Genomic DNA, 22794 nt, shown 5'->3' on the forward strand with positions numbered 1-22794 from the left:
ACCTGAGGAGAAGATCATGAACACCACGCCCACGTCGACCCTGGAGCGAACGGATGCCTCGCAGGCACCCGTCGGCTCAGAGGCATCCGGCACCCCCACCCCCGAGCCCCGCCCGGCGACCGGCTCGAGCTTCCAGATCATCCAGCCCCGCATCGAGGTCACGGCCGAGGTCTTCCCGGAGGACGCGGAGATCCTCACGCCCGAGGCGCTGCAGTTCCTCGCCGAGCTGCACGACCGGTTCGCCGGCACGCGTCACGACCTGCTCGCCGCGCGCCTGCAGGGACGGGTCGACGTGGCCAACGGGCGCGACCCGAAGTTCCTGCCCGAGACCGCGTTCATCCGTGACGACGCATCGTGGCGGGTGGCCGGCCCCGGGCCGGGCCTGGAGGACCGCCGGGTGGAGATCACCGGGCCGACCGATCGCAAGATGGCGATCAACGCGCTGAACTCGGGCGCGAAGGTGTGGCTCGCCGACCAGGAGGACGCGACCAGCCCCACCTGGGAGAACGTGATCGGCGGGCAGCGCTCGCTGTACGACTTCCTGCACGGCGAGCTCACCCACACCTCGCCCGAGGGCAAGCACTACGCGGTCACCGCGTCGGAGACCCCGACGATCGTGATGCGGCCGCGCGGCTGGCACCTGGTGGAGAAGCACATGCGCTTCCACGACCGGTCGGGGCGCGACATGAACGCGTCCGGCTCGCTGGTCGACTTCGGGCTGTACTTCTTCCACAACGCCAAGGCGCTCATCGCCGCCGGCCGCGGACCGTACTTCTACCTGCCGAAGCTCGAGTCGCACCGCGAGGCGAAGCTCTGGAACGACATCTTCACCTTCGCGGAGGAGTACGTCGGCATCGAGTACGGCACGATCCGCGCGACCGTGCTGATCGAGACGATCCAGGCCGCGTTCGAGATGGACGAGATCCTGTTCGAGTTGCGCGACCACTGCGCGGGGCTGAACGCAGGCCGCTGGGACTACATCTTCTCGATCGTGAAGACGTTCCGCTCGCGCGGCCGCCGCTGGGTCACGCCCGATCGCAAGACGATCACCATGACGGTGCCGTTCATGCGGGCATACACCGAGCTGCTCGTGCAGACCTGCCACAAGCGGGGCGCGCACGCGATCGGCGGCATGAGCGCGTTCATCCCGAACCGTCGTGACCCCGAGGTGACCGAGGCGGCGCTCGCCGCGGTGAGCGCGGACAAGCGGCGCGAGGCGACCGACGGGTTCGACGGCACGTGGGTGGCGCACCCCGACCTGATCCCCACGGCGCGCGCGGAGTTCGACGCGGTGCTGGGCGACCGGCCCAACCAGGTCGACCGCCTGCGCGACGACGTCGAGGTGACCGCGGCCGACCTGCTCGACATCCCGTCGGCCGGCGGCGAGGTCACCGAGCAGGGCGTGCGCGACAACATCTCGATCGGCATCCGCTACATCGAGTCGTGGCTGCGGGGCACCGGCGCCGCGGCGATCGACAACCTGATGGAGGACGCCGCGACCGCCGAGATCTCGCGCTCGCAGATCTGGCAGTGGCTGCACGACAACACCGTCACGGCCGAGGGCACGCGCATCGACCAGACGTTCATCGTCGGCGCCATGGGCGACGCGGTGCGCGGCCTGCCGCGCTTCGAGGGCGACCGGTTCGACGACGCGATCCAGGTGTTCCGCACCGTCGCGCTCGAGCCGGAGTTCCCGACGTTCCTAACGGTGGGGGCGTACGCGCGGTTCCTGTAGGTGCAGTCTCGCGTGGACCGGCCCGTCTCCTTCGAAAGGAGACGGGCCGGTCCGTCTCGTTGTGGAGAACGACCGAATCGGCCGATCCGGCAGGTAGCGTCAAAGCCCCGATCCCGTCGGGACCCGTGTTCCGATCGAAAGTGAATCCCGCGATGCCGCGTCTGCGTTCCTGGAGTGCGGCGGTCGCTGTGCTCGCGCTCACCCTCGTGCCCGCCACCGTCGCCACTGCGGAGGAGGTCGAGCCGACGGGCGGCTTCACCGGGACCGTAGTCGTGCCGACGCCCGCCGTGCCGGAGGACGTGTCGGTCATCGCGAGCCTGACCACCGGCAGTCAATCCGTCGGCCGGGCCTCCGTGGAGCCCGACGGCAGCTACACGCTCGAGGGCCTGGCCGACGGCTCGTACTTCTTGGAGTTCCACTACCTCGGAGTGGAGCCCGTGCTGTCGGAGTGGCACGGCGGCGTGTACCTGGATGCCGACGCGGTCGCGATCGACGTGGTCGGTGGGGCCCTCACCACCGCCGACGCAACGCTCGAGAACGGCGCCGTCATCACCCTCGATGTGACCGAGGACGGGCAGCCGCTCGGCCCCGTGAAGCGCCCGACCATCCAGTTCCTCGGCACCGGGGAGACCCACGGATCGCAGCCGCCGAACAGGGTGGGCACCCGATGGCTCGAGGACGGCCTGGTGACCTTGCCGATGATTCCCGGGTCCTATCGAATGGACTTCCTGGGCGACCGCTGGTTCGACGCGGGGCTCAGCATCGTCGTGGGCGAGTCGGGCGACGCCGACCTCGTGGTCGCACCGGGGCTTCCCGCGAGCCACGCGGTCGACCTGCAGCGACGCAGCACGGTGTCGGGCAGGATCATGATGGAGACGTCGGACGGGCCGGTGACGCGCAGCGGCCGCGCGACCATCTACGAGGCTTCGAACCCCACCGACCCCTACCCCGACAGCAACTTCACCCTGGAGGACGGGCGGTTCGAGCTCGACGGGCTGGAAGCGGGCGACTACCTCCTGAACTTCAAGGGCGGCATCCAGGCGATCTGGCAGTGGTGGAACGGCGCTCCGAGTCGCGAGACCGCAACGCCCCTGACCGTCGGCGAGGCGGAGCACATCGACCTCGGCGACATCGTGCTCGAGCAGGGCGGGTTCGTGGAAGGTCGGGTCGTCGCTCCGGACGGCGAGGGCGGGTTCCTGACCCCGACGACGACGATCTCGATCTGGGGGTTGGATGAAGCATCCGGCGTCTACTCGCCTGTCTACGAGAACGTGGCGAGTTCCGATGGGAGCTTCGGTGCGAAGCTCTCGCCGGGCACGTACACGGTCTACGCACGGCCGGAGGACCCGCTGCTCAACTCGCAGTGGTACCTGGGGGCGCGCTACTTCGTGCAGAGCCTGGACGTCGAGGTCGTCGCCGGGGAGACGACCGTGCTGCCGGATATGGTGCTCGCCGAGCGCACGATCGACATCTTCGAGCGTGTCGCCGGTGAGAGTCGCTACGAGACCGCGGTCGAGGTCACGCAGACCATGTACGCCACGGGCGAGCGCGCGCCGGTCGTGTACCTGGCCGACGCGCTGAACTTCCCCGACGCGCTCGCAGCCGGACCCGCGGCGGCGACCGTGGGCGGCGCGATCCTCCCGGTGCGTCGGGCCGAGGTGCCCGCCGTCGTCCTGAACGAACTCGAGCGCCTCGATCCGATGCGCATCGTCGTCGCGGGCGGAACCGCGGCGATCTCCGACACCGTGATCGACCAGGTGCGCGACCGGCTCGGCGACGCCGTGCCCATCGAACGCCTCGCCGGCGCCTCGCGCTACCAGACGGCCGATCTCATCGCCCGGGACGCGTTCCGCGACGGAGCCCCGATCGCCTTCGTCGCGACCGGGAGGAACTACCCGGATGCACTCGCCGCCGGTGCGGCGGCCGGCGCCATCGGCGCCCCGGTCATCCTGGTCAGCGGCAGCGCGTCGAGCGTCAGTCCCGACACCACGGCACTGCTCCGCGACCTCGGCGTCCGTCACGTGTACATCGCAGGCGGCACCGCCGCCGTGTCGACGGGCATCGAATCGGAGCTCACGTCCCTGCTGGGAGTGGAGAACGTGGTGCGCCTCGCAGGGGACTCGCGCTACGAGACCGCTGCGGTGATCGGCGCGGAGGTCTTCGAGTCGACCGAGTTCACGCTGCTCGCATCGGGGCGCGGGTTCGCGGATGCGCTCGCGGGCGGGCCCCTGGCCGCCATGCTCGGCGCGCCGCTCTACCTCGCCTCGCCGAACTGCATCGCGGGTCAGGTGCTCGACCAGATCTGGGCGCAGAACACGCAGGGCGTGGTGATTCTCGGCGGCGAGTCCGTGCTCGGCACCCGGGTTGACCAGCTCGCGTCCTGCTAGGCGGCGTTCGCAGGACTCAGCGTCTCGCCCAGGCGGTCGCGCGGCGGGTTGTGGCGGCGAGGTACTCGCGGGGGATGCGGCGCAGGCCCCACCGCGCGCTGCGGGCGGCGGTGCCTGCGCGGCCCCGACGGACGTCGGCGAGGGTGGACGCGGAGAGCCACTCGGCGGTGGCACGGCGGAAGCCCGCGATGTTCTCGCGGATCAGGGGCGGCGTGGCCTCGTCGCCGCGTCGCTCGGCCCATCTGAGCTGGGCGCGCAGCGCGCGCAGGAACGCCTCCGCGCTGTGGAGGCCGCCCGAGTGGTTGCCGGAGTGCCGGCGGTACCCGGCGAGGGGGCGGTCGACGGCCGCGAACCGTCCCTCCTGCAGCAGGCGCAGGGTGAGCTCGACGTCCTCCGCGTGGCGGAACGACTCGTCGAAGCCGCCGACCCGCTCGAACGCATCCCGCCGGACGAGCAGGGTGAGGACGTGGGGCAGCGGCCTCGACCCGCGCAACAACTCCTCGCTGGGCACGTCGGCGAACCCCGACGACGTGGCGGTCTGCGCGCCGTCCGCGTCCATGAACCAGTAGCCGGTGCCGCAGGCCACCCGGTCGCGGGTGCCGTCCACGGCCGAAAGCTGTTCGGCGAGCTTCTCCGGATGCCACTCGTCATCGTCGTCGAGGAACGCGAGCCACTCGCCGGTGGTCGCCGCCGCACCGCGGTTGCGTGCCGCCGAGACGCCCGCCGGGGCCTGCCGCAGGTACGCGACGCCGAGGTCGGCCGCGACGGCCTCGATGGGCGCCGGCGAGCGCGACCCGTCGTCGACGACGACGATCTCGGCGACCGGCACCGTCTGCCGCTGCACCGAGGCGATCGACCCGGCGAGGTAGGGTCCGCCACGATTGGTGGCGATCACCACGCTGACGCGATGGGGATGCACGGCTGCTCAGCCGGTCGTGCGGGTGTCGGATGCCTCGGGCTGCGGTGCACCCGGCTGCGGCGCCTCGGGCGAGGGCCAGGTCGCCGCCGTGCGACGCAGCAGCAGGTACGCGATCACCGTGATCACGACCGTGACGACCGCGGCCGGCAGGCCGCCCTCGGTGCCGAACTCGCCGCCGGTGAGCCAGTCCGGTGCGCCGGATGCGGGCTCGAGGTACACGAGGGCGGCGGACTTCGGCGGGAGCCCGCTCACCGGGATCGCGAAGATGTTGCCCATCGTCCAGTTCCAGCCCGCATGGAAGCCGATCACCCACCAGAGCGAGCCGGTGCGGAGCACGACGAACGATGCGAAGAGCGCGAACCCGAGAATGGTGACGAGCGCGAACGGCTTGCCGAGCACGCCGTGGGGGATGGTGAAGGCGAGGGCGGGCAGCAGAATCGCGAGCCAGCCCCACTTCAGCTTCCAACCCTGATTCTGCAGCAGGAAGCCGCGGGTCAGCAGCTCCTCGTTGCCGCCCTGCACCACCACCGTCGCGGCGAGGGCGAGCACGAGCGGCAGCGCCGACCAGCCGGTGGTGGCGGTGGCGGACGCCTCGACCTGCACGTAGCTGCCGGTGGCCCAGAGGAACAGGATGGGCACGGAGATGACCGCCGCGCCGCTCACGATGCCGACCAGCAGGACGCCCACGCCACGGCCGGGCCGGCCGAGGCCGAGCGAGGCGATGCTGCGGCGCTCGTAGAGCAGGATCCACGCGAACAGCACGAGGATCGACGCGAGGTTCGCGATCGCCTCCTGCACCTGGGACGCGGGGGAACCCGCCTCGACCGGGAACATCGCGGGCAGTCCGGTCCAGAGCGCGCCCTGCACGCCGAACAGGCAACCGAGGAAGATCAGGTACGCGACCCAGCCGCGGGTGACGCGCTTCGCGCTCGCCAGCTCCTGGACGAACGGGGAGGTGCGGATCTGCATGCTCAGGCCTCCGCCTCGACTCGGGACCGCTTCAGCGGGTCGGGCGCGAACACGAGGGTCTTCGCCGAGCCGTCGCGCCAGAGCAGCTTCGCGTACACCAGCACCAGCGTCACGATGAGCACCCGCGAGAGCATGCCCGGGATGCCGCCCTCGGGTCCGTAGGCACCGCCGTTCAACAACTCGTTGCCGATCGACTCCGAGTGCACCCATCCCGGCCACGCCGTGTTGCCGCTCACCGGGAAGCCCCACAGCGCCTGGCTCAGGTTCCACGACGTGTGCAGGAACACCGGCAGCCAGATCGACCGGGTGGCGACGAACGCGACGCCGTAGATCACGCCGCCGAGCGCGGTGCCGAACGCGCCGATGAGCGTCGCGTTCGGATTCGTGAGGTGCGTGGCACCGAACAGCAGCGCCGTTGCGCCGACCGCGATCCAGCGCCCCGCGGGCACTTTCCGCAGCAGGATGACCACACCGCTCAGGAGGAGCACCCGGAACAGGACCTCCTCGAACAGTGCGTACCCGAAGACCTCGCCGACCACGCCGCCGAAGGCCGACCAGTCGGTGGCGGGGGTGGTCACCCGGATCGCCCCGAGCGCGAGCTCGACCACGAACACGAGCGAGATCGCGACGAACGGGATCAGCAGGCCGACCGGGATGTCCAGCGGGGTCCAACGGTTGACGGTGATGCCCATGCTGCGCCAGACGGGACGCCCGTTGCGGGCGTACCAGACGATGGCGAAGACGCCGGAGGCGAGGGCGAGGGCGAGCGTGATCAGGAACGAGGCCATGCGGGGGAACCCTTCGTCGATGGCTCGAACCTAGCGAACGCGAGCATGGTTCGCGTGCGGAATCCGCGGGTGTGGATTCCACGAGAATCGATAGGCTCGCGTCGAGGTGCCCGCTCGGGGCATCCGCTCGCCCTTGCATCACCCCGACGGCATCACCCGACCGAATGGAGCGCTCACATGGACGTCAGCATCACCGCAGGACCCGCCTTCGCAATGGGGACGGTCACGTTGCCCGCGGGAGGGTCGGTGCGTGTCGAGGCCGGCGCGATGGCCATGACCCGCGGCGACATCGAGATCGAGACGTCGACGCGCGGCGGGTTCATGGCGGGCCTCAAGCGCACCTTCGGCGGCGAGAGCTTCTTCGTCAACGACTTCCACTCCGGCTCGGGTGGGCAGGTCGGCGTGACCGCGACCCTGCCGGGTGACATGGCGAAGGTCACGCTCGCGGGCGACACCGCGCTCATGGTGCAGTCGGGGTCGTGGAGCGCGTCCGACCCCGACGTCGAGGTGGACTCGAAGTGGGGCGGCGGCAAGGCGTTCTTCAGCGGCGAGGGGCTCATCCTGCTGCGCTGCTCGGGCGCCGGCGACCTGCTCATGTCGTCGTACGGCGCGATCATCGCGACCGAGCTCGCCGCGGGCGAGACCATGACGCTCGACACCGGACACGTGGTCGCGTTCGACGAGACCGTGCAGTACACGGTGCGCAAGGCGGGCAGCTGGAAGTCGACCCTGCTCGGCGGCGAGGGCCTCGTCACCGACTTCACCGGGCCCGGCCGGGTGTGGCTGCAGACGCGCTCGAGCGTCGACCTCATCGGGTGGATCAAGCGGGTCAACCCGCAGCGCTCGGGCTCCGACCGATAGTCGCTGATTAGCTGCCCGGCGCCGGGACGACCGTCACCTCGACCGGCACGACCGTGAGCTGCAGGCCCACCGGATCGGCGAACCCGGGCTGGAGCGCGTCGAGCAGGTCCTCGGCGGCGGGAGCGTCGCCCGATCCGGTGATCGTGACCTGCACCTGGGAACCGGACACCGCGACGTCCGTGACCTCGAAGCCGCTGTCCTCGCCGAGCCACTCCTCGGTCGTCTTCTGGACGTCGCGCTCGCGCGTCTCGGTCAGCAGGAGCCCCTCGGACGTGAGCATGAGCGGGATGAGGATGATGCCGGCGAGGATCACGAACGGCGCGACCGTCTGGAGGATCTGGCGCGGACGGTTGCGCAGTGCGTGCGGGCGGGCGAACCCCGTGAGCACGAACACGCCCGCCGCGGCGAGGACGATGGCGACGAAGTTGGTGAGGAAGAGCAGGCTCGCACCGGCGGCGTCGTCGAACCGGCCGCCGTTGAGGCTCACGCCGACCACCGCGAGGGGCGGCACCAGCGCGACCGCGATCGCCACGCCCGCGATGCCGCTCGCAACGCGCGAGTTGACCGTCGCGAACGCGCCCGCGGCGCCGGCGGCGAGCGCGATGAGCATGTCGACCGTGTTCGGCGAGACGCGCGAGACGATCTGCGCGTTGGTCGAGAACGAGACCGCGACGGGCGCCCACGCGGCGATGCCGTAGGCGAGCACGACCGCGACGACCGCGCCGGCGCCGACCAGCAGGCCCGACTCGAGTGCGCGCCGCCCCCATCCGTTCACCAGCGCACCGGCGAGGCCGAGGATCGGCACCATGAGCGGGGCGACCAGCATGGCGCCGATGATCACGGCGGTCGAGTCGGCGAGCACCGCGAAGGTCGCGATCGCGACCGAGAGCGCGAGCATGACCCACCAGGTGCCGAGCTTGGTGAGGCGCTCGGGGCGCTCGAAGTAGAGGCCGCCGGCCTGCTCGGCGCGGTCCTTGCGACCGACGTCCGACCCCTCGATCCAGTCCCACAGCACCTCGGGGATCGACAGGCTCGACGGGGCGACGTCCGAATGGCGGGACGCGTGCCGCAGGCTCCACGAGATGAGCAGCAGGCCGACCAGCAGCGCGGCCGTCGCGCCGCCGATGATGACGGTCTGCACGAGCGACGCGGGCACCGTGTATGCCAGCACGCCGACGACGACCGCGATCGCGCCGCCCGCGAGCGACGGCACGGGGTCGCGGTCCTTGCGCCGGATGAGCGCCGCGATGATCGTCACGATGCCGCGGATGCCGACGTACACGCCGATGATGCTGATGGTGAACGCGAGCGAGAGTTCCCCGACGCCCGCGTACGCGAAGAGCACCAGCAGGGCGGCGAACGCCAGCGCGGCGATCCCTCGGAGCGCGGCGAGGAAGCGGTTGATGCGGCGACCGAACCAGCGGCGACCGGTGAGCGCGTAGAAGAGGTCGAGCAGGCCGCTGACCGCGAACAGCGCGATCACGATGCCCGTCACCAGCGTGGTCGTCGCGTCGGGGAGCAGCAGCACGAGCAGGCCGCCGGCGATGCAGACGAGCCCGCGCAGCGCGACGGTGTTCGACAGCGACTCGATCAGGTCGCGCGCCTGGTCGCGCATGCGCGCGTTCGCGCTCGGATTGACCCAGTCGGCCTTGTCGTCGACCTCCACGTGCGTGCCCTCTCCCGAAGCCTGTTGCCGTGGGCTCAGCCTAGGGCGAGCGGATGCCTCTGGCCCGCCGTCGCCCGACGCGCCGCGTTTCTCCCTGAGCGAGCCTCATCTGTGAGTAACCTGCGAATCGCGAGATTCACAGGCGAATCTCAGAATGGAGCACGTTATGGACAGGCAGACGCTGAACAGCCGGGCCGGAACCGTCGGCGGCATCTACGGGATCATCGCCGCGGTGATCCTCATTCTGGGCGCGATCGCCGCGGTGATCGGTTTCATCCAGGCGATCGTCATCGCCGACGACGTCTTCGCGGGCATCCTCGCCGGACTCTTCGCGGCCCTCGCGATCGGCGTCTCGGCCATCGTGTCGTGGGCCGGCGTGCAGATGTTCGCGCTCGTCGCCCGCTACATCGAGTGGCGGTCGGCGGAGTAGCCGAGCGCCCGACGCGAACGCGCAGCGCCCGCCCGGAGTCGTCCGGGCGGGCGCTGCGCGCGCGGGCCGGGACGAGTCACCCGAGGCCGACTCGATAGGCCAGGGCGACGACCTGGGAACGGTCGTGGAGACCGAGCTTGCGCATGGCATTGCGCAGGTGCGTCTTGGCCGTCGCGGGGGAGATCGACAGCCGTCTGCCGATCTCGTCGTTCGAGAGACCCAGTGCGACGAGCCGGACGATGTCGAGCTCCCTCGAGGTGAGGTCGCCCAGCTCCTGCGCCGACCGCGGTTGGGAACGGGACGGTTGCTCACCCTCGACGATCGCGCGGGCCGCGCGTGGCGAGAGCGGGACCTCGTCGCGGAGCACCGCGTGGATCGCCTCGACGAGGGCCGTGGTGGACGCACCCTTTCCGATGAAGCCGTGGGCGCCGGCTTGCATGCACGCACGGACGACCTCCGGGTCCTCGAAGGTCGTGAGGATCAGCACACGAGTGCCGGCGCTCCGCGCGGGTGAGTGATTCGCGCGGCTGCACCCGGCCCCGACAGGCCGGGCATCCGCACGTCCAGCAGCACCACGTCGGGGCGCAACCGCTTCGCCTCCTCGACGGCCTCGAGTCCGTTCCGAGCCTGCCCGACGACCTCGATGCCGGGTTCCTGGCGCAGGAGCGCGCGGAGGGCCTCGCGAATGAGGTCCTGGTCGTCTGCCAGCAGGACGCGGATCGAGCGGGTCGTCATGCGCCCGCCAACGGGATGCGGGCGGCCAGCGTGAACACACCGTCCTCGAGCGTGGCGTCGACGGTGCCTCCCACGGCGGATGCCCGCTCCGCCATGCCGACCAGGCCGAGCCCGTTCGTTTCGGTGTCCGAGGCCGAGTCGGACGTCGGGTTGGCAACCGTGATCACGAGGTCGGTGTCGCGTTGCGCGACCGTCGCCGTCGCGGGTTCACCTGGGGCGCCGTGCTTGTAGGCGTTCACGAGCGCTTCCTCGAGGATGCGGTAGGCGGCGTCGTCGACAGCCGGATCGAGCTCGGGCAGGGCGGCCTCGGCGTGGTACTCGATCGGAAAGCCGCCTGCGGCGAGCGTGCGCACGAGCGCGGGCACGGCGAGCAGTCCGCTGGTCGCCCCTTCGTCGGAGGGCGGTCCTGAGCGGAGGTCCTTCAGGAGCGCCGCGATCTCGGAGAGGATGCGGCCTGCGCTCTGCTCGATGAGCTCGAGCGAGGCTTCGGCTTCCTCGGGCGACTGACGCACCCGACGACGAGCAGCCCCCGCCTGCAGGTTGATGACGGCGACCTCGTGGCCGACGACGTCGTGGAGGTCCCGCGCCGTACTGAGGCGCTGCTCCGCGACCCGGGTCGACGCGAGCGCCTCCCGAGTGCGCTCGGCCTCGGCGGCGCGACGGCGCGTCGACTCCATCAACCGATGGCGCAGCGCAGTCAACCGGCCGGCTGCCAGTGACGTCGCCAGGAATGCGGTGAGCGTGACGGGGTAGATGTTGGGGAAGGTCACATCGCGCTCGACGGCCGCGGTGACGACGAGCAGGAGCTCCACGGCGACCGCCGCGAGGATGGCGGTGCGTGCCGAGACCGTCGCAGCAACGGCGTACATCGCGAAGGGCAACGCCACGAGTACGCCCCAGCCGGGAGGCGACGTCGAGAGCTCGAGCGTGTAGTAGAAGTTCAGTGCCGTGGTGACCGCCAGGAAGACCCACGGCGCCCGGGACCGCAGGAGGGCCGCGCCGAGCGTCAGGACGACGGCGACGATCGCGGTCGGTTCGATGGGAACGAAGGCGGGGTAGCCGTCGATGAACTCGAACAGGCAGAAGGCGAGGATGAGCGCCATCAGCAGCAGCGTGTTCACCCACCACGTTGCTGACGCCGGCCAGGCGCGCGATGGGTCGGGTACGTCATCGGACACCTGCGAAGCGTAACGCGACAGGTGTCGGCTCCTCCCGCCGAAGGATGCCCGTGACCGCGTAGCTACCTCGGACGGGGTAGTGGTCGGGTACCACTGCCGTGGTATTTCCTTCCGGCGGCAACACGGCGGCGCCGGTCGTGGAGGCACGGAATCATGCGGATCCGGTCGGTCACCGGACTCGATGGCAGCGGCATGCCCCGGGTGACGCTCGCCCCGCCGCTCCCTAGCATGAGCCGCGAATGAAACCATTCAACTCACGTTTCACGAAGAGGTGGTCAATGATGACAACGTCCCAATCGGCTCGGACACGGCGGGGTGGGGTGCTCGCAGGGGGACTGTCGCTCCTGCTTGCGGCGACCGCGATCGCCGGTGCGGTGCCAGCGGTGGCCAGCCCCGGGGCATCCGGGCAAGCGCGCCCAGCGGCTTCTGCCGAAGGCTCGGCGTTCGCCCAACAGCTCGAGGAGTCCTACGTGGATCCGGATCGGATCTTCAGCTCCGATGTCCGCTGGTGGCTGGGCGAGGCGGCGCACACCGACGAGACGCTGCTGGAGGAGATCCAGGCGCTCTACGACGGCGGCTTCCGGGGCGTCGAGCTCGCGATGCAGAACGACGGTGCGGCCGACAACGCCGACTACGCGTACGGCTCCGAGATGTGGTCGCACAAGTGGAACCTGATGATGAACAAGCTGCTCGACCTCGGGATGAGCGTGTACCTGACGTCGGGCACGCACTGGGCGACCTCGAACGTGCCCGGGCTCGACCCGACGAGCCAGCAGGCCATGCAGAACCTGACGCTCGGCACCGGGACCGTGGACGCGGGAGCCGACCTGGACGTCGTGCCGGCGCCGGACGAGGGCGATCGTCGTGATGGCGCATCGTTCGTGACGGCGTACGCGTATCGCGTGGTCGAGGGCGACACGGTGGACCCCGACAGCTTCGTCGACCTGTCGGCGTCGGTGTCGCAGGGCGCCGACGTGTGGACGCAGGAACTCGACTGGACCGCCCCGGGCGATGGCACGTACCGCGTGTTCGGCATCTGGACGCAGGGCACGTTCCAGACGTCCAATCCGGCGACCGAGCCGAGCTACGCGACGAACTACTTCGACGAGCGGGGCGTGGAGGCGCTGCGGGAGTTCTGGGAGCAGCACTACCTCGCCGATCCCGAGCTGAGCGCGAAGATCCTCGAGGGCGACGTGCAGCTGTTCATGGACTCGCTGGAGATGAGCACCGGCAGCGGATTCACCTGGTGGGCCGAGGACATGGCCGAGGAGTTCGAGGCGCGGAAGGGCTACGACATCACGCCCCACCTCTTCCTCATCGACGGCATCTCGGCAACGCCCGACGTGCCGTACTACGGGATCGAGGACACCGGCACCTATCGGCTCGACGGCGACGAGGAGGCACGCCAGGGCATCGTCAACGACTACCAGGACGTGCTGACGCAGCTCTACATGGAGCGGATGCTGACACCGCTGAAGGAGTGGCTGAACTCGGTCGGCATCGAGACCCGGGCGCAGATCTCCTACGGCAAGCCGCTGGAGATCTCCGAGCCGATCATGGCGGTCGACTACCCGGAGGCCGAGAACTACAACCAGTACAACCAGGTGGACATCTTCCGGCTCTGGACCGGTGGCGCGAAGCTCGAGAACAAGGTGCTCTCAAGCGAGACGGGTGCGCAGCAGGCGCCGTTCAACGCCACCCCGCAGCAGTTGCTCCGCGACGCCTACTCGCAGTTCGCGGCGGGATTCCAGCGGACGATCTGGCACGTCTGGAGCGCCGGCTACGGATACGGCAACTACACGTGGCCGGGCTACACCACGCTGGGCGGACACACCGGGTTCCACTACCCGGGCACGCGGCACCCGACTTCGGCGGACTACGACGAGTTCAATGCGCACCTGGGCCGAGTCCAGCAGTTGATGCAGACGGGGGCGTCGCGCACGGACGTCGGGTTCATCCACCAGAACTGGACGCACGGTGTGGCCTACCTCACGGACATCGGCGACGACATCAACCGCATGAACTGGCAGTACGCGCATCAGGGCGTCTACTACCGGTCGACGGAGTTGCAGGACAACGGCTACACCTACGACTACTTCAGCCCGAAGTTCCTGTTCGATGACGACGTGTACTTCGATGAGGAGACGCAGACGATCGAGCAGGCCGGGTACAAGGCGCTGGTCCTCTACCAGGACTGGCTCGACGTGGATGCCGCGGAGCGGATCCTGGAGTGGGCGGAGCAGGGCCTGAAGGTCGTGTTCCTCGAGGATGCCGCGTCGCGTACGCCGTTCAACGACGGGCAGTCCGCGGAGCTGGCCGGGATCGTGGCGGAGCTGAAGTCGTTGCCGACGGTGCGGACCGCGTCCGTGGCCGATGACATCGACTACTTCAGCGCCACCCCCGGTGGGTACGAGGACGACGTGATGGAGCAGTTGCAGGACCTCGGGGTGTACCCGACGACCGGGTACTCGGAGTGGAACCACCAGCTGCTCACGCAGACCCGGGTGGACGGTGACGGCAACGAGTACGTGTACGTGTACAACTACTGCCCGAACGACTACCACGACAAGTCCCACAAGGAGGACGTGCAGTCCGAGGACCACGGCACGAACATCCAGACCGACATCGTCAAGGACGGCCTGTTCGTGCCGTACGAGATCGACGCGTGGTCGGGTGAGGTGACCGAGCTCGCGGACTACCGCTGGGTCGACGGGACGACCGTCGTGCCGGTGGACCTGGACTACAACAACGTCGCGTTGCTGGCGTTCGAGAAGGTCGACGAGGGGCAGTTCCACGTGGTGTCCACGACGGCTGATTCGGCGCACGCGGTGCCCGGTGGTGTCGCGGTTCGCGTCACCGAGAGCGGGAAGGTCGCGACGGAGCTGAGCGACGGGAAGCAGTTCCAGCGTTCGGTGCAGGTGCCGGAGGCGTACGACATCACCGATTGGGACCTGACCGTGCAGTCGTGGCGGCCGAACGAGGAAGCCGGCGACCTGGTGCGCACCGAGACGATCGGCGACCTCACGACGGTGAACCGGAAGACGTCGACGGTCGAGACGCCGATCGAGGTCGAGCTGGAGAGCCTGGCGACCTGGGACAACATTCCCGAGGTCGGAAAGGCGGTCTCGGGAACGGGCCACTACGAGGCGACGTTCGACTGGCGGGCCAACAAGGCCTCCGGTGCGTACCTCGACTTCGGTGACACGCTCGAGTCGAGCATGAAGGTCTGGATCAACGGGCAGAAGGTCGGCGGCGACGTCAGCACGAACCCGTCGAAGGTCCGGCAGGACGTCGGTGGTGTCGGCAAGGACACGATCGATGACGGGACGGGCACCCAGGTGCCGCTGGTCGGCGACGACCTCTACTCGGGCGGCGTGAGCTGGACCAAGCCGGTCGTGGACGTCAGCGAGTACCTCGTGCACGGTGAGAACACGATCGTGATCGAGTACAACTCCGTGCTGTCCAACGTGCAGCTCGATCGCGGCGTGATCACCGAGCAGACCCCGCTCGAACGACGCCGTGACACCCGCTGGTGGGGCAATGACCAGGTCTACCTGGACTTCGGCCCGCAGCAGGCGAAGATCGTGCCGTTCGTCGACGTGGAGTACCTGGAGACCCCGCGCGCGCACTCCCGCGCACGCTGACCCTCCACGCACCACAGGTGTCCCCTCGCCCCACGGGCGAGGGGACACTCGTGCGTCTGATGGAATGAACGGCATGACGCAGGTGGACTGGAGCAGCAGGCTGGGACGGATCGGGGTCTGGGCGGGGGTGACCGCGATCGATGCGGACGCCGCGGCGCAGATCGAGGGGCTCGGGTACGGCGCGGTGTGGCAGGGCGGGTCGCCCACGGCCGACCTGCGACGGGCCGAGCAACTGCTCGACGCCACGGAGGCGCTCGTGGTCGCCACCGGCATCGTCAACATCTGGAAGGCCGATGCCCACGAACTCGCCGACGCGTACCACCGCATCGCGGAGCGGCACCCGGGCCGCCTCGTGCTCGGCATCGGCTCGGGGCACCGCGAGGCGACCCCGCACCGCGAACGACCGCTCGACGCCGTGCAGCGCTACCTCGACGTGCTCGACGCGCGGGGCGTGCCGACCCGCGACCGGCTGGTCTCGGCGCTCGGGCCGAAGATGCTCGCGATCGCGGCCGAACGCAGCGCGGGCACTCACCCGTACCTCACCGTGCCCTCGCAGACCGCGGAGATGCGGGCGGCGCTCGGCGAGGGCGTGCTCATCGCGCCCGAGCAGACGGTGGTGCTCGACGAGGACGACGACACGGCGCGGGCCGCCGCACGTGCCTTCCTGCACCGGTACCTCCAGCTGTCGAACTACGCGAACACGATGCGCCGGGCGGGGTTCGGCGACCACGACATCGCCGACGGCGGCAGCGACGGACTCGTCGACCGGATCGTCGTGCACGGGTCGGCTGCGACGGTGGCGGGAGGCATCCGTGCCCATCTCGACGCGGGCGCCGACCATGTCTGCGTGCAGGTGGTGCCGGCGGGCGACGAGCTGCTCCCGCGGCTGGCCGCGCTGGCGAGGAGTTCGCGCCCGAACTCGCGGGAGCGCGGCCGCGCTAACCTGACCCCGACGGCACCGACGAGCGAGCGGGGGCGACATGATCGCGGTGATGGTCGTGCTGGTCGCCGTGATGGTCTGGAGCGCGCTCTCGCGCGTGCTCGACCGGCGGGGCATCACCGCGGCGCTCTTCCTCGCAGCGGTCGGGCTCGGGGTCGGGCTGCTCACGCCGCTGTCCGACATCGAGGTCGACATCGAGATCGCCGAACGCGTCGCCGAGATCGCGCTCGTGCTGCTGCTGTTCAGCGACGCCACCCGGCTCGACCTGCGGGCGCTGCGCCACCAGCTCTCGTGGCCGACGCGCCTGCTGCTCATCGGCCTGCCGCTCACGATGCTCGCCGGCTTCGGCGTCGGGCTCCTGGTCTTCCCGGGCATGGCGCTCGCCTCGGTCGCGCTGCTCGCCGTCATGCTGGCGCCGACGGACGCCGCGCTCGGGCAGAAGGTCGTGACCGACGACTCGGTGCCGCCGCGCGTGCGCCAGTCGCTCGACGTTGAGAGCGGGCTGAACGACGGGCTCTCGGTTCCCGTATTCCTCGTCGTGCTGTCGATCGCCAACGCCGAGCTCGAGTCGGGCGTCGCGAGCGCGATCGCCGGCAGCATGGCCGCGCAGATCGGCTGGGGCCTGCTCGCGGGCGTGTTCGCCGGACTCTTCGGCGGCGCGCTGATCCGCTTCGCCGACGACCGGGACTGGATCACTCCGGCGTGGAAGCAGGTGCTGCCGCTCGCAGCCGCACTGCTCGCGTTCGCGATCGCCGACCAGCTCGGCGGCAGCGGGTTCATCGCGGCGTTCGTCGGCGGCATCGTGTTCGGTCGCGTCGCCGGGCCGGTGCGGTCGGTCGTGACGCTGCTCACCGAGGAGGCGGGCGAACTGGCCGCCGCGGTCACCTGGTTCGCGTTCGGGGCGCTGGCGCTCGTGCTCGCACTGCCGCTGATCACGTGGCAGGTGCTGCTGTACGCGGTGCTGAGCCTCACCGTGGTGCGCATGATCCCGGTGGGGATCGCGCTCGCCGGCGGGGGCATCCGTCTGCCCACCATCGCCTTCATCGGCTGGTTCGGGCCGCGCGGGCTCGCGTCGCTCGTCTTCGTGCTCATCGCCGCGTCGCGCGGGGTGCCCGAGCAGGAACTCGTGCTCACCACGGTCGTGGTGACGGTGGCGCTCAGCATCGTGCTGCACGGGCTGAGCTCGGTGCCGCTGGTCGCGCGGTACCACCGGTGGTCGGCGGCGATGATGGCGGAGGACCCGAGTGCAGCCGAGTCGGTCGCCGCCGACATGCCCCGGACCCGTCGGCAGCTGCCGCCTCGCTGACCTCGAGATCTGGTATGTTCAGAATGTTCTGAACTGTGTATCGGATGCCTCGGAGGTGCGCGTGGACGACGAGCAGGCGCGTGCGTACGCGGGCGAGGTCGGCCTCGTGCTCGCGCAGATGGGCACGACCCCGGCGTTCGGCACGCTGCTCGGCTGGCTCATGATCTGCGATCCGCCGCAGCAGACGAGCGCGGAGCTGAGCGCGGCGACCGGCCTGTCGAAGGCGTCGGTCTCGACCGGAATGCGGGTGCTCCAGCAGTCGGGGCTCGTGCGACGGGTGCCGACCGTGGGCCGCGGGCACGCCTACGAGATCCACGAGGACGCGTTCGCGCTGGCCGTCGACCCGACCGCGAAGATGCGCGACTTCCTCGCGGTGGTGCAGGCCGGGCTCGACCTGATCGGCGACGACGACGCGCCGCGCGCCGCGCGACTCGCGCGCACCAGGGACTTCTACGTGTTCATGATGGCGCGGCTGCCGGAGCTGATGGACGAGTTCCGCGCGAGCCGGGAGGGAACGGAACGATGACGAGGGTGCTCGTGACGACGGTCGGCTCGCGCGGCGACGTGCAGCCGTACGTGGCGCTGGCGAAGGGGCTGCAGGAGGCCGGGCACGAGGTGAAGCTCGCGACCTGCGAGCGGTTCGGGCCGTTCGCCGCCGAGCACGGCGTACCGTTCGAGCCGCTGAGCGACGAGATCCTCCAGCTGCTCGACACCGACGCCGGGCGCGACGCGATCGAGGAGAGCACCGGCCTGTTCGGCATGCTCAAGACCAACGTCAAGCTCGCGAAGGCGGCCGGCCCGATCAACGAGCGGCTCATGCACGACGTGTGGCGGGCCGCGCAGGCCGTGCAGCCCGAGGTGATCGTGTACCACCCCAAGGCGCTCGGTGCCCCGCACGTCGCCGAGCGGCTCGGCGCAGCACCCGTGCTCGGTGTCGTGGTGCCCGCGACCGTGCCGACCGGCGACTTCCCGATCGTCGGCCTGCCGGCCTGGAAGCTCGGCAAGTGGTACAACCGGCTCACCTACCGGCTCGCGGCGCTCGGCTACGCCAACTACGAGAAGATGGTCAACCGCTTCCGCACCGAGACCCTGGGCCTGCCGAAGCGGAAGGGCGCGGCGCTCGCCGCGACGACGGCCGACGGCCGGCCGGTGCCGGTCGTGCACGGCATCAGCGAGCAGGTGCTGCCGCGGCCCGGCGACTGGCCCGGCCACGCGAGCCTCACGGGCTACTGGTTCCTCGACGCAGCAGACGAGTGGACGCCGTCGGCCGAGCTGGTCGAGTTCCTCGAGGCGGGCGAGCCGCCCGTGTACGTCGGGTTCGGCAGCATGGCCGGGCGGTCGCCCGAGCGGCTCACCCGCGCCGTGGCCGAGGCGCTCGAACAGGCCGGCCTGCGCGGCATCATCGCCACCGGCTGGGGCGGCCTCGACGCCGAGGGCCTGCCCGACACCGTGCTGCGCATCGACGAGGCGCCGCACGACTGGATCTTCCCGCGCGTCGCGGCCGTCGTGCACCACGGTGGTGCCGGGACGACCGCGGCCGGGCTGCGCGCCGGGCGACCGACCGTGGTCTGCCCGTTCATCGTCGACCAGTTCTTCTGGGGGCGGCTGGTCGCCGAGGCCGGCGTCGGCAGCGAGCCGGTGCCGCAGAAGAAGCTCACGGGCGAGCGACTCGCGGCAGCGCTGCGCGAGGTCACGACCGACGCCGGCATTCGCGAGCGGGCGGATGCCACGGGGCGGCGCATCCGCGCCGAGGACGGCGTGGCGGCGGCCGTGGCGCAGATCGAGGGGACCCTCGCCGAGGCGTGAGTCGCGGCCCGCCGGGTGGCAGGCTGGGAGCATGCAGCAACGACGCATCGGAGCATTCACCGTCTCGTCGATCGGCCTGGGGGCGATGCCCTCGTCGATGAACGAGGACAAGCGCTATCCCTCCCGCGAGGAGGCGATCGCCACCGTGCAGGCCGCGCTCGATGCGGGGGTGACGTTCATCGACACGGCCGACGTCTACGCGCCCGCCTGGAACGAGATGGGGCACAACGAGCGAATCGTGCGCGACGCGCTGCGCTCGTGGGAGGGCGACACGTCGGGCGTGCTCGTCGGTACGAAGGGCGGCATCACGCGCGGCGAGGGGGAGACCTGGGGTCGCGACGGCTCGTACGAGTACCTGCGCGCCGCCGTGCAGCGCTCGATGGAGGCGCTCGACGTCGAGGTCATCGACTTCTACCAGTACCACCGGCCCGACCGCTGGATGGTCTACGGCGACGTGATGGGCAACCTGCTGCGGCTGCAGCAGGAGGGGCTGATCCGCGCGATCGGCATCTCGAACGCGAGCGTCGAGGAGGTCGCGATCGCCCAGCAGGTGCTCGGCGACGGCAACCTCGCGGCCGTGCAGAACCAGTTCTCGCCCAAGTACCCGGGCAGCTACGGCGAGCTGCGCTACTGCGAGCAGCACGGCATCGCCTTCCTGCCGTGGAGCCCGCTCGGCGGGACGGGTGGCGGCGGACGCGGCGTCGGCGACCGGTTCGGCGTCTTCCGCGAGATCGGCGATGACCACGGCGTGAGCCCGCAGCAGGTCGTGCTCGCGTGGGAGCTGGCGCTGAGCCCCGTGGTCGTGCCGATCCCCGGCGCCCGGCGGCCTGCGTCGATCGCCGACTCCGCGAAGGCGGCGGACCTGACGCTCAGCGCCGACGAGATCGCGCGGTGCTCCGCGGCGGTCGGCATCGTGGACTGAGCGGGTCGGGACGGTTCGGCCCGGGAGCATCCGTCACCAGCGGTTGTGCACCTCCTCGGCGAAGCCGAGGATGTCGTCGAAGGCGATGACCTCGCCGTCGGCGGTGCGGAACGTGCCGAGCCAGTGGCCGAAGCACTGGTCGGTGGCGGATGCCACGAGCCCGAGGTTCGTACGGGTCACCTTGTCGAAGAACGGGGTGAACGTCGCGTCGAGCCCGCCGCCGGTGATGCGCCAGGGTGCGCGCCGGTCGGAGAGGTCGTAGCGCCACTCGAGCTCGTCGTGGATCTTGTGCAGGCGACCGTCGACGAGCACCGAGTTCTCGGTGGCGCCCGTGCCCTCGGTCCAGCGCCCGCCGACCTGGATGCCGATCACCCGGCCGCCGGAGCGGCCAGACCCGGCGCCCCAGTTCCAGCGCACGTCATACGGCCAGCGACCGCGACCGTGGTCGAGCACGGCCCACGACTCGTCGGCGGGCAGCGCGATGGTCTCGCCGTCGAGCGTGACGGTGCCGGTCGCGGGTCTTGCGACATCCTTCACCGTGTACTGGAAGCGGGTGTTGCTCCACGGCACGACGACGGCCAGGCGCTCGTGCCGATCGGGCAGCGCCACGACGACGTCGAACGAGGCCCCATCGATGCGCGCTCGCAGCCGGGTGCCGCCGGCGACCTCGTCGATGTCGATCGCGAGGCCCCTCGCCCGTGCGCGCGCCGGTCCGTCGCCGAGGCTCAGCGGCAGCTCGACGCCGCGCGACGGGATGCTCGTGGTCGCCTTCCCCCAGGTGCGGCCGCTCGCGCGTTCGAGCACCCAGACCTCGTGCACGGCCGCGTAGTCGATCGACGAGACCGTGAGGGCGAGGATGTGCGTCGGCGTCGCGACGTTCCAGTACTCCCAGCGCTTGTTGCGCCCGCGCCCGGCGCCGATGCCCGAGGTGTCGACGAGCGGCTGCCGCGCCCAGCCGACGGCGGCGGGGTGCAGGCGGCCGTTCGGGAGCGTCAGCGTAACGGGGCGGGTGAGTTCGGGGAGGAACGCGGTCCGGGAGTCGCCATCGATCGCCATCAGGCGAGCGTATCGACCGGCGGCACCGCCCGGACCCGCATCTCCTCGAGGTTGGGGAGATGCGCGCGCAGCTCCAGGTCGGCCGCCGCGAGCAGGTGCGCCGCCTCGGCGAGCGAGCGATCGGATGCCTCGACGACGGCGTCGCCCTGCAGGCGGTGACCCACCCAGCGCAGCCGCACCTCGCGCACCGCGGTGACGCCGTCGACGTGGGCGAGCGCGTGCTCGGCGCGGTCGACGAGGTCGGGGTCGATGCGATCCATCAGGCGCGCGCCGACGCTGCGCACCGTGCCCCACAGCAGCACCAGGATCGCCGCCGAGATCGCGAGCCCCACGATCGGGTCGGCGAGGGGGAAGCCGAGCAGCACGCCGACGCCGCCGAGCACGACCGCGAGCGAGGTGAAGCCGTCGGTGCGGGCGTGCACGCCGTCGGCGACCAGCGCGGCCGAGCCGATGCGGCGGCCCGCGCGGATGCGGTAGATCGCGACGGCCTCGTTGCCGGCGAACCCGATGACGCCCGCGGCGATCACCCAGCCGAGGTGGTCGATCGGCTGCGGTGAGACGAGCCGGTCGATCGACTGCCACGCGGCGACGACCGCCGAGAGTGCGACGACGAGCACGATGAACAGGCCCGCGAGGTCCTCGGCGCGGCCGTAGCCGTACGGCTGCCGGCGGGTCGCCGCGCGCCGGCCGAGCACGAAGGCGATCCAGAGCGGCACCGCGGTGAGCGCATCGGCGAAGTTGTGCACGGTGTCGGCGAGCAGTGCGACCGAACCGCTGATGGCGACCACCGCGAGCTGCAGCACGGTGGTCGCGAGCAGCACGACGAGGCTGACCTTGACCGCCCGGATGCCCTGGCCCGACGCCTCGAGCGCATCGTCGACCGAGTCGGCGGCGTCGTGGGTGTGCGGCACGAAGATCTCGCGCAGTGCGCCGCGGAGGCCGCCGTGGTGGTGGCCATGGTCGTGCGGATGCCCGTGGGCGTGGCCGTGCCCGTGGGTCTGCTCGTGCGCGCGGGTCATCGCCCGCGTCCGTCGGCCCGATGGTGCCGCGGCGTGCCGCCGAGTGCGTGCTCCGCCTGGTGGATGGCGTCGGTCACGAGCAGTGCCGCGTGCTCGTCGACGAGGGAGTAGTGCACGCGGGTGCCTTCGTGCCGGGTGGTGACCATGCGCGCGAGGCGCAGCTTGGCGAGGTGCTGCGAGACGGCGGCGGGCGACTTCTCGGCGATCTCGGCGAGTGCGTTGACGGGCAGCTCCCCGTGCTCGCGCAGGGCGAGGATGAGGCGCACGCGCGTGGCATCCGCCAGCATCGCGAAGACCTCGACCGCGAGCTCGACGTACTCGCTGTCGGGCATGCGCCCGCAGCGCGCCGGGTCGCCCGCGGGCGTCGTGCCGGGGGCATCCGTCACCTGCATATCTGCATCCATACGCAGATACTTGCACAGTTCGGTGACCG

At 70.7% G+C, this 22794-nt stretch carries 19 protein-coding genes and 1 pseudogene; 10 read left to right on the forward strand and 10 right to left on the reverse strand.

From position 1 onward, the window contains the following. Window positions 1–16: 16 nt before the first annotated feature. Window positions 17–1735, forward strand: a complete 1719-nt coding sequence (aceB, locus tag QUE38_RS10510; protein ID WP_286308064.1) for a malate synthase A — start codon at window positions 17–19, stop codon at window positions 1733–1735. Between the two features lie 152 nt (window positions 1736–1887). Then, a complete protein-coding gene (locus QUE38_RS10515) occupies window positions 1888–4122 on the forward strand; it encodes a cell wall-binding repeat-containing protein (protein ID WP_286308065.1) in 2235 nt (744 codons plus the stop codon). Window positions 4123–4138: 16 nt separating this feature from the next. On the opposite strand, the gene QUE38_RS10520 is transcribed toward QUE38_RS10515, so the two are convergent. Genes QUE38_RS10520 through QUE38_RS10530 form a run of 3 tightly spaced genes read right to left on the reverse strand, consistent with a single transcriptional unit; the run spans window position 4139 to window position 6798 of the window. Next, window positions 4139–5041, reverse strand: a complete 903-nt coding sequence (locus QUE38_RS10520) for a glycosyltransferase family 2 protein (protein WP_286308067.1) — start codon at window positions 5039–5041, stop codon at window positions 4139–4141. A gap of 6 nt (window positions 5042–5047) precedes the next feature. Next, entirely contained in the window at window positions 5048–6010 is a 963-nt protein-coding gene (locus QUE38_RS10525; RefSeq protein WP_286308068.1) for a CPBP family intramembrane glutamic endopeptidase, read from the reverse strand. Between the two features lie 2 nt (window positions 6011–6012). Beyond that, entirely contained in the window at window positions 6013–6798 is a 786-nt protein-coding gene (locus QUE38_RS10530; RefSeq protein WP_286308069.1) for a CPBP family intramembrane glutamic endopeptidase, read from the reverse strand. A gap of 177 nt (window positions 6799–6975) precedes the next feature. Between QUE38_RS10530 and QUE38_RS10535 the strand changes: the two genes are divergently transcribed. Further along, window positions 6976–7659 carry a TIGR00266 family protein gene (locus tag QUE38_RS10535; protein ID WP_286308072.1) on the forward strand — a complete coding sequence of 228 codons (684 nt, stop codon included), beginning with the start codon at window positions 6976–6978 and terminating at the stop codon, window positions 7657–7659. Between the two features lie 7 nt (window positions 7660–7666). Here QUE38_RS10535 and QUE38_RS10540 read toward each other — a convergent pair whose 3' ends face one another. Further along, window positions 7667–9325: a DUF389 domain-containing protein gene (locus QUE38_RS10540; RefSeq protein ID WP_286308073.1), complete on the reverse strand. Its 1659-nt coding sequence runs from the start codon at window positions 9323–9325 to the stop codon at window positions 7667–7669. Window positions 9326–9491: 166 nt separating this feature from the next. Between QUE38_RS10540 and QUE38_RS10545 the strand changes: the two genes are divergently transcribed. Next, window positions 9492–9755, forward strand: coding sequence for a hypothetical protein (locus QUE38_RS10545; RefSeq protein ID WP_286308075.1), 264 nt, complete (start codon window positions 9492–9494; stop codon window positions 9753–9755). 76 nt (window positions 9756–9831) lie between these two features. Here QUE38_RS10545 and QUE38_RS10550 read toward each other — a convergent pair whose 3' ends face one another. From QUE38_RS10550 to QUE38_RS10560, 3 genes are all read right to left on the reverse strand, one after another. Further along, a complete protein-coding gene (locus QUE38_RS10550) occupies window positions 9832–10122 on the reverse strand; it encodes a response regulator transcription factor (protein WP_286308077.1) in 291 nt (96 codons plus the stop codon). Window positions 10123–10235: 113 nt separating this feature from the next. Next, window positions 10236–10490, reverse strand: coding sequence for a response regulator transcription factor (locus QUE38_RS10555; protein ID WP_286308080.1), 255 nt, complete (start codon window positions 10488–10490; stop codon window positions 10236–10238). Beyond that, window positions 10487–11668, reverse strand: coding sequence for a sensor histidine kinase (locus tag QUE38_RS10560; RefSeq protein WP_286308081.1), 1182 nt, complete (start codon window positions 11666–11668; stop codon window positions 10487–10489). The genes QUE38_RS10555 and QUE38_RS10560 overlap by 4 nt, the downstream gene beginning before the upstream one ends. Window positions 11669–12138: 470 nt before the next feature. Between QUE38_RS10560 and QUE38_RS10565 the strand changes: the two genes are divergently transcribed. The 6 genes and pseudogenes from QUE38_RS10565 (at window position 12139) to QUE38_RS10585 (ending at window position 20286) form a co-directional block, all read left to right on the forward strand. After that, on the forward strand, window positions 12139–15312 hold the full coding sequence (locus QUE38_RS10565; protein WP_286308083.1) for a glycosyl hydrolase: 3174 nt from the start codon (window positions 12139–12141) through the stop codon (window positions 15310–15312). 73 nt (window positions 15313–15385) lie between these two features. Further along, a pseudogene (locus QUE38_RS17605) lies at window positions 15386–16150 on the forward strand (TIGR03620 family F420-dependent LLM class oxidoreductase); the annotation flags it as partial. Window positions 16151–16292: 142 nt separating this feature from the next. Beyond that, window positions 16293–17558, forward strand: coding sequence for a cation:proton antiporter (locus QUE38_RS10570; protein ID WP_286308085.1), 1266 nt, complete (start codon window positions 16293–16295; stop codon window positions 17556–17558). A gap of 61 nt (window positions 17559–17619) precedes the next feature. Further along, window positions 17620–18084: a GbsR/MarR family transcriptional regulator gene (locus QUE38_RS10575; protein ID WP_286308088.1), complete on the forward strand. Its 465-nt coding sequence runs from the start codon at window positions 17620–17622 to the stop codon at window positions 18082–18084. Beyond that, entirely contained in the window at window positions 18081–19364 is a 1284-nt protein-coding gene (locus tag QUE38_RS10580; RefSeq protein ID WP_286308090.1) for a glycosyltransferase, read from the forward strand. The genes QUE38_RS10575 and QUE38_RS10580 overlap by 4 nt, the downstream gene beginning before the upstream one ends. Before the next feature lie 31 nt (window positions 19365–19395). Continuing rightward, window positions 19396–20286, forward strand: coding sequence for an aldo/keto reductase (locus tag QUE38_RS10585; RefSeq protein ID WP_286308091.1), 891 nt, complete (start codon window positions 19396–19398; stop codon window positions 20284–20286). Between the two features lie 33 nt (window positions 20287–20319). On the opposite strand, the gene QUE38_RS10590 is transcribed toward QUE38_RS10585, so the two are convergent. Genes QUE38_RS10590 through QUE38_RS10600 form a run of 3 tightly spaced genes read right to left on the reverse strand, consistent with a single transcriptional unit; the run spans window position 20320 to window position 22765 of the window. Next, complete coding sequence (locus QUE38_RS10590; RefSeq protein WP_286308093.1) at window positions 20320–21342, reverse strand: DUF2804 domain-containing protein; 1023 nt, start codon at window positions 21340–21342, stop codon at window positions 20320–20322. Next, on the reverse strand, window positions 21342–22361 hold the full coding sequence (locus tag QUE38_RS10595; protein WP_286308096.1) for a cation diffusion facilitator family transporter: 1020 nt from the start codon (window positions 22359–22361) through the stop codon (window positions 21342–21344). Before QUE38_RS10595 ends, QUE38_RS10590 begins: the two co-directional genes overlap by 1 nt. After that, window positions 22358–22765: an ArsR/SmtB family transcription factor gene (locus QUE38_RS10600; RefSeq protein ID WP_433996897.1), complete on the reverse strand. Its 408-nt coding sequence runs from the start codon at window positions 22763–22765 to the stop codon at window positions 22358–22360. The genes QUE38_RS10595 and QUE38_RS10600 overlap by 4 nt, the downstream gene beginning before the upstream one ends. Window positions 22766–22794 lie beyond the last annotated feature (29 nt).

The organism is Agromyces mangrovi, assembly GCF_030296695.1.
In the GTDB taxonomy this organism is placed as follows: Bacteria; Actinomycetota; Actinomycetes; order Actinomycetales; family Microbacteriaceae; genus Agromyces; species Agromyces mangrovi.

Bases quoted from the DNA above. Each gene is read 5' to 3' on its own strand.
- aceB (WP_286308064.1), top strand. From the start codon at position 17: ATGAACACCACGCCCACGTCGACCCTGGAGCGAACGGATGCCTCGCAG.
- QUE38_RS10515 (WP_286308065.1), top strand. From the start codon at position 1,888: ATGCCGCGTCTGCGTTCCTGGAGTGCGGCGGTCGCTGTGCTCGCGCTC.
- QUE38_RS10525 (WP_286308068.1), bottom strand. From the start codon at position 6,010: ATGCAGATCCGCACCTCCCCGTTCGTCCAGGAGCTGGCGAGCGCGAAG.
- QUE38_RS10530 (WP_286308069.1), bottom strand. From the start codon at position 6,798: ATGGCCTCGTTCCTGATCACGCTCGCCCTCGCCCTCGCCTCCGGCGTC.
- QUE38_RS10535 (WP_286308072.1), top strand. From the start codon at position 6,976: ATGGACGTCAGCATCACCGCAGGACCCGCCTTCGCAATGGGGACGGTC.
- QUE38_RS10545 (WP_286308075.1), top strand. From the start codon at position 9,492: ATGGACAGGCAGACGCTGAACAGCCGGGCCGGAACCGTCGGCGGCATC.
- QUE38_RS10555 (WP_286308080.1), bottom strand. From the start codon at position 10,490: ATGACGACCCGCTCGATCCGCGTCCTGCTGGCAGACGACCAGGACCTC.
- QUE38_RS10570 (WP_286308085.1), top strand. From the start codon at position 16,293: ATGATCGCGGTGATGGTCGTGCTGGTCGCCGTGATGGTCTGGAGCGCG.
- QUE38_RS10580 (WP_286308090.1), top strand. From the start codon at position 18,081: ATGACGAGGGTGCTCGTGACGACGGTCGGCTCGCGCGGCGACGTGCAG.
- QUE38_RS10585 (WP_286308091.1), top strand. From the start codon at position 19,396: ATGCAGCAACGACGCATCGGAGCATTCACCGTCTCGTCGATCGGCCTG.
- QUE38_RS10590 (WP_286308093.1), bottom strand. From the start codon at position 21,342: ATGGCGATCGATGGCGACTCCCGGACCGCGTTCCTCCCCGAACTCACC.
- QUE38_RS10595 (WP_286308096.1), bottom strand. From the start codon at position 22,361: ATGACCCGCGCGCACGAGCAGACCCACGGGCACGGCCACGCCCACGGG.
- QUE38_RS10600 (WP_433996897.1), bottom strand. From the start codon at position 22,765: ATGGATGCAGATATGCAGGTGACGGATGCCCCCGGCACGACGCCCGCG.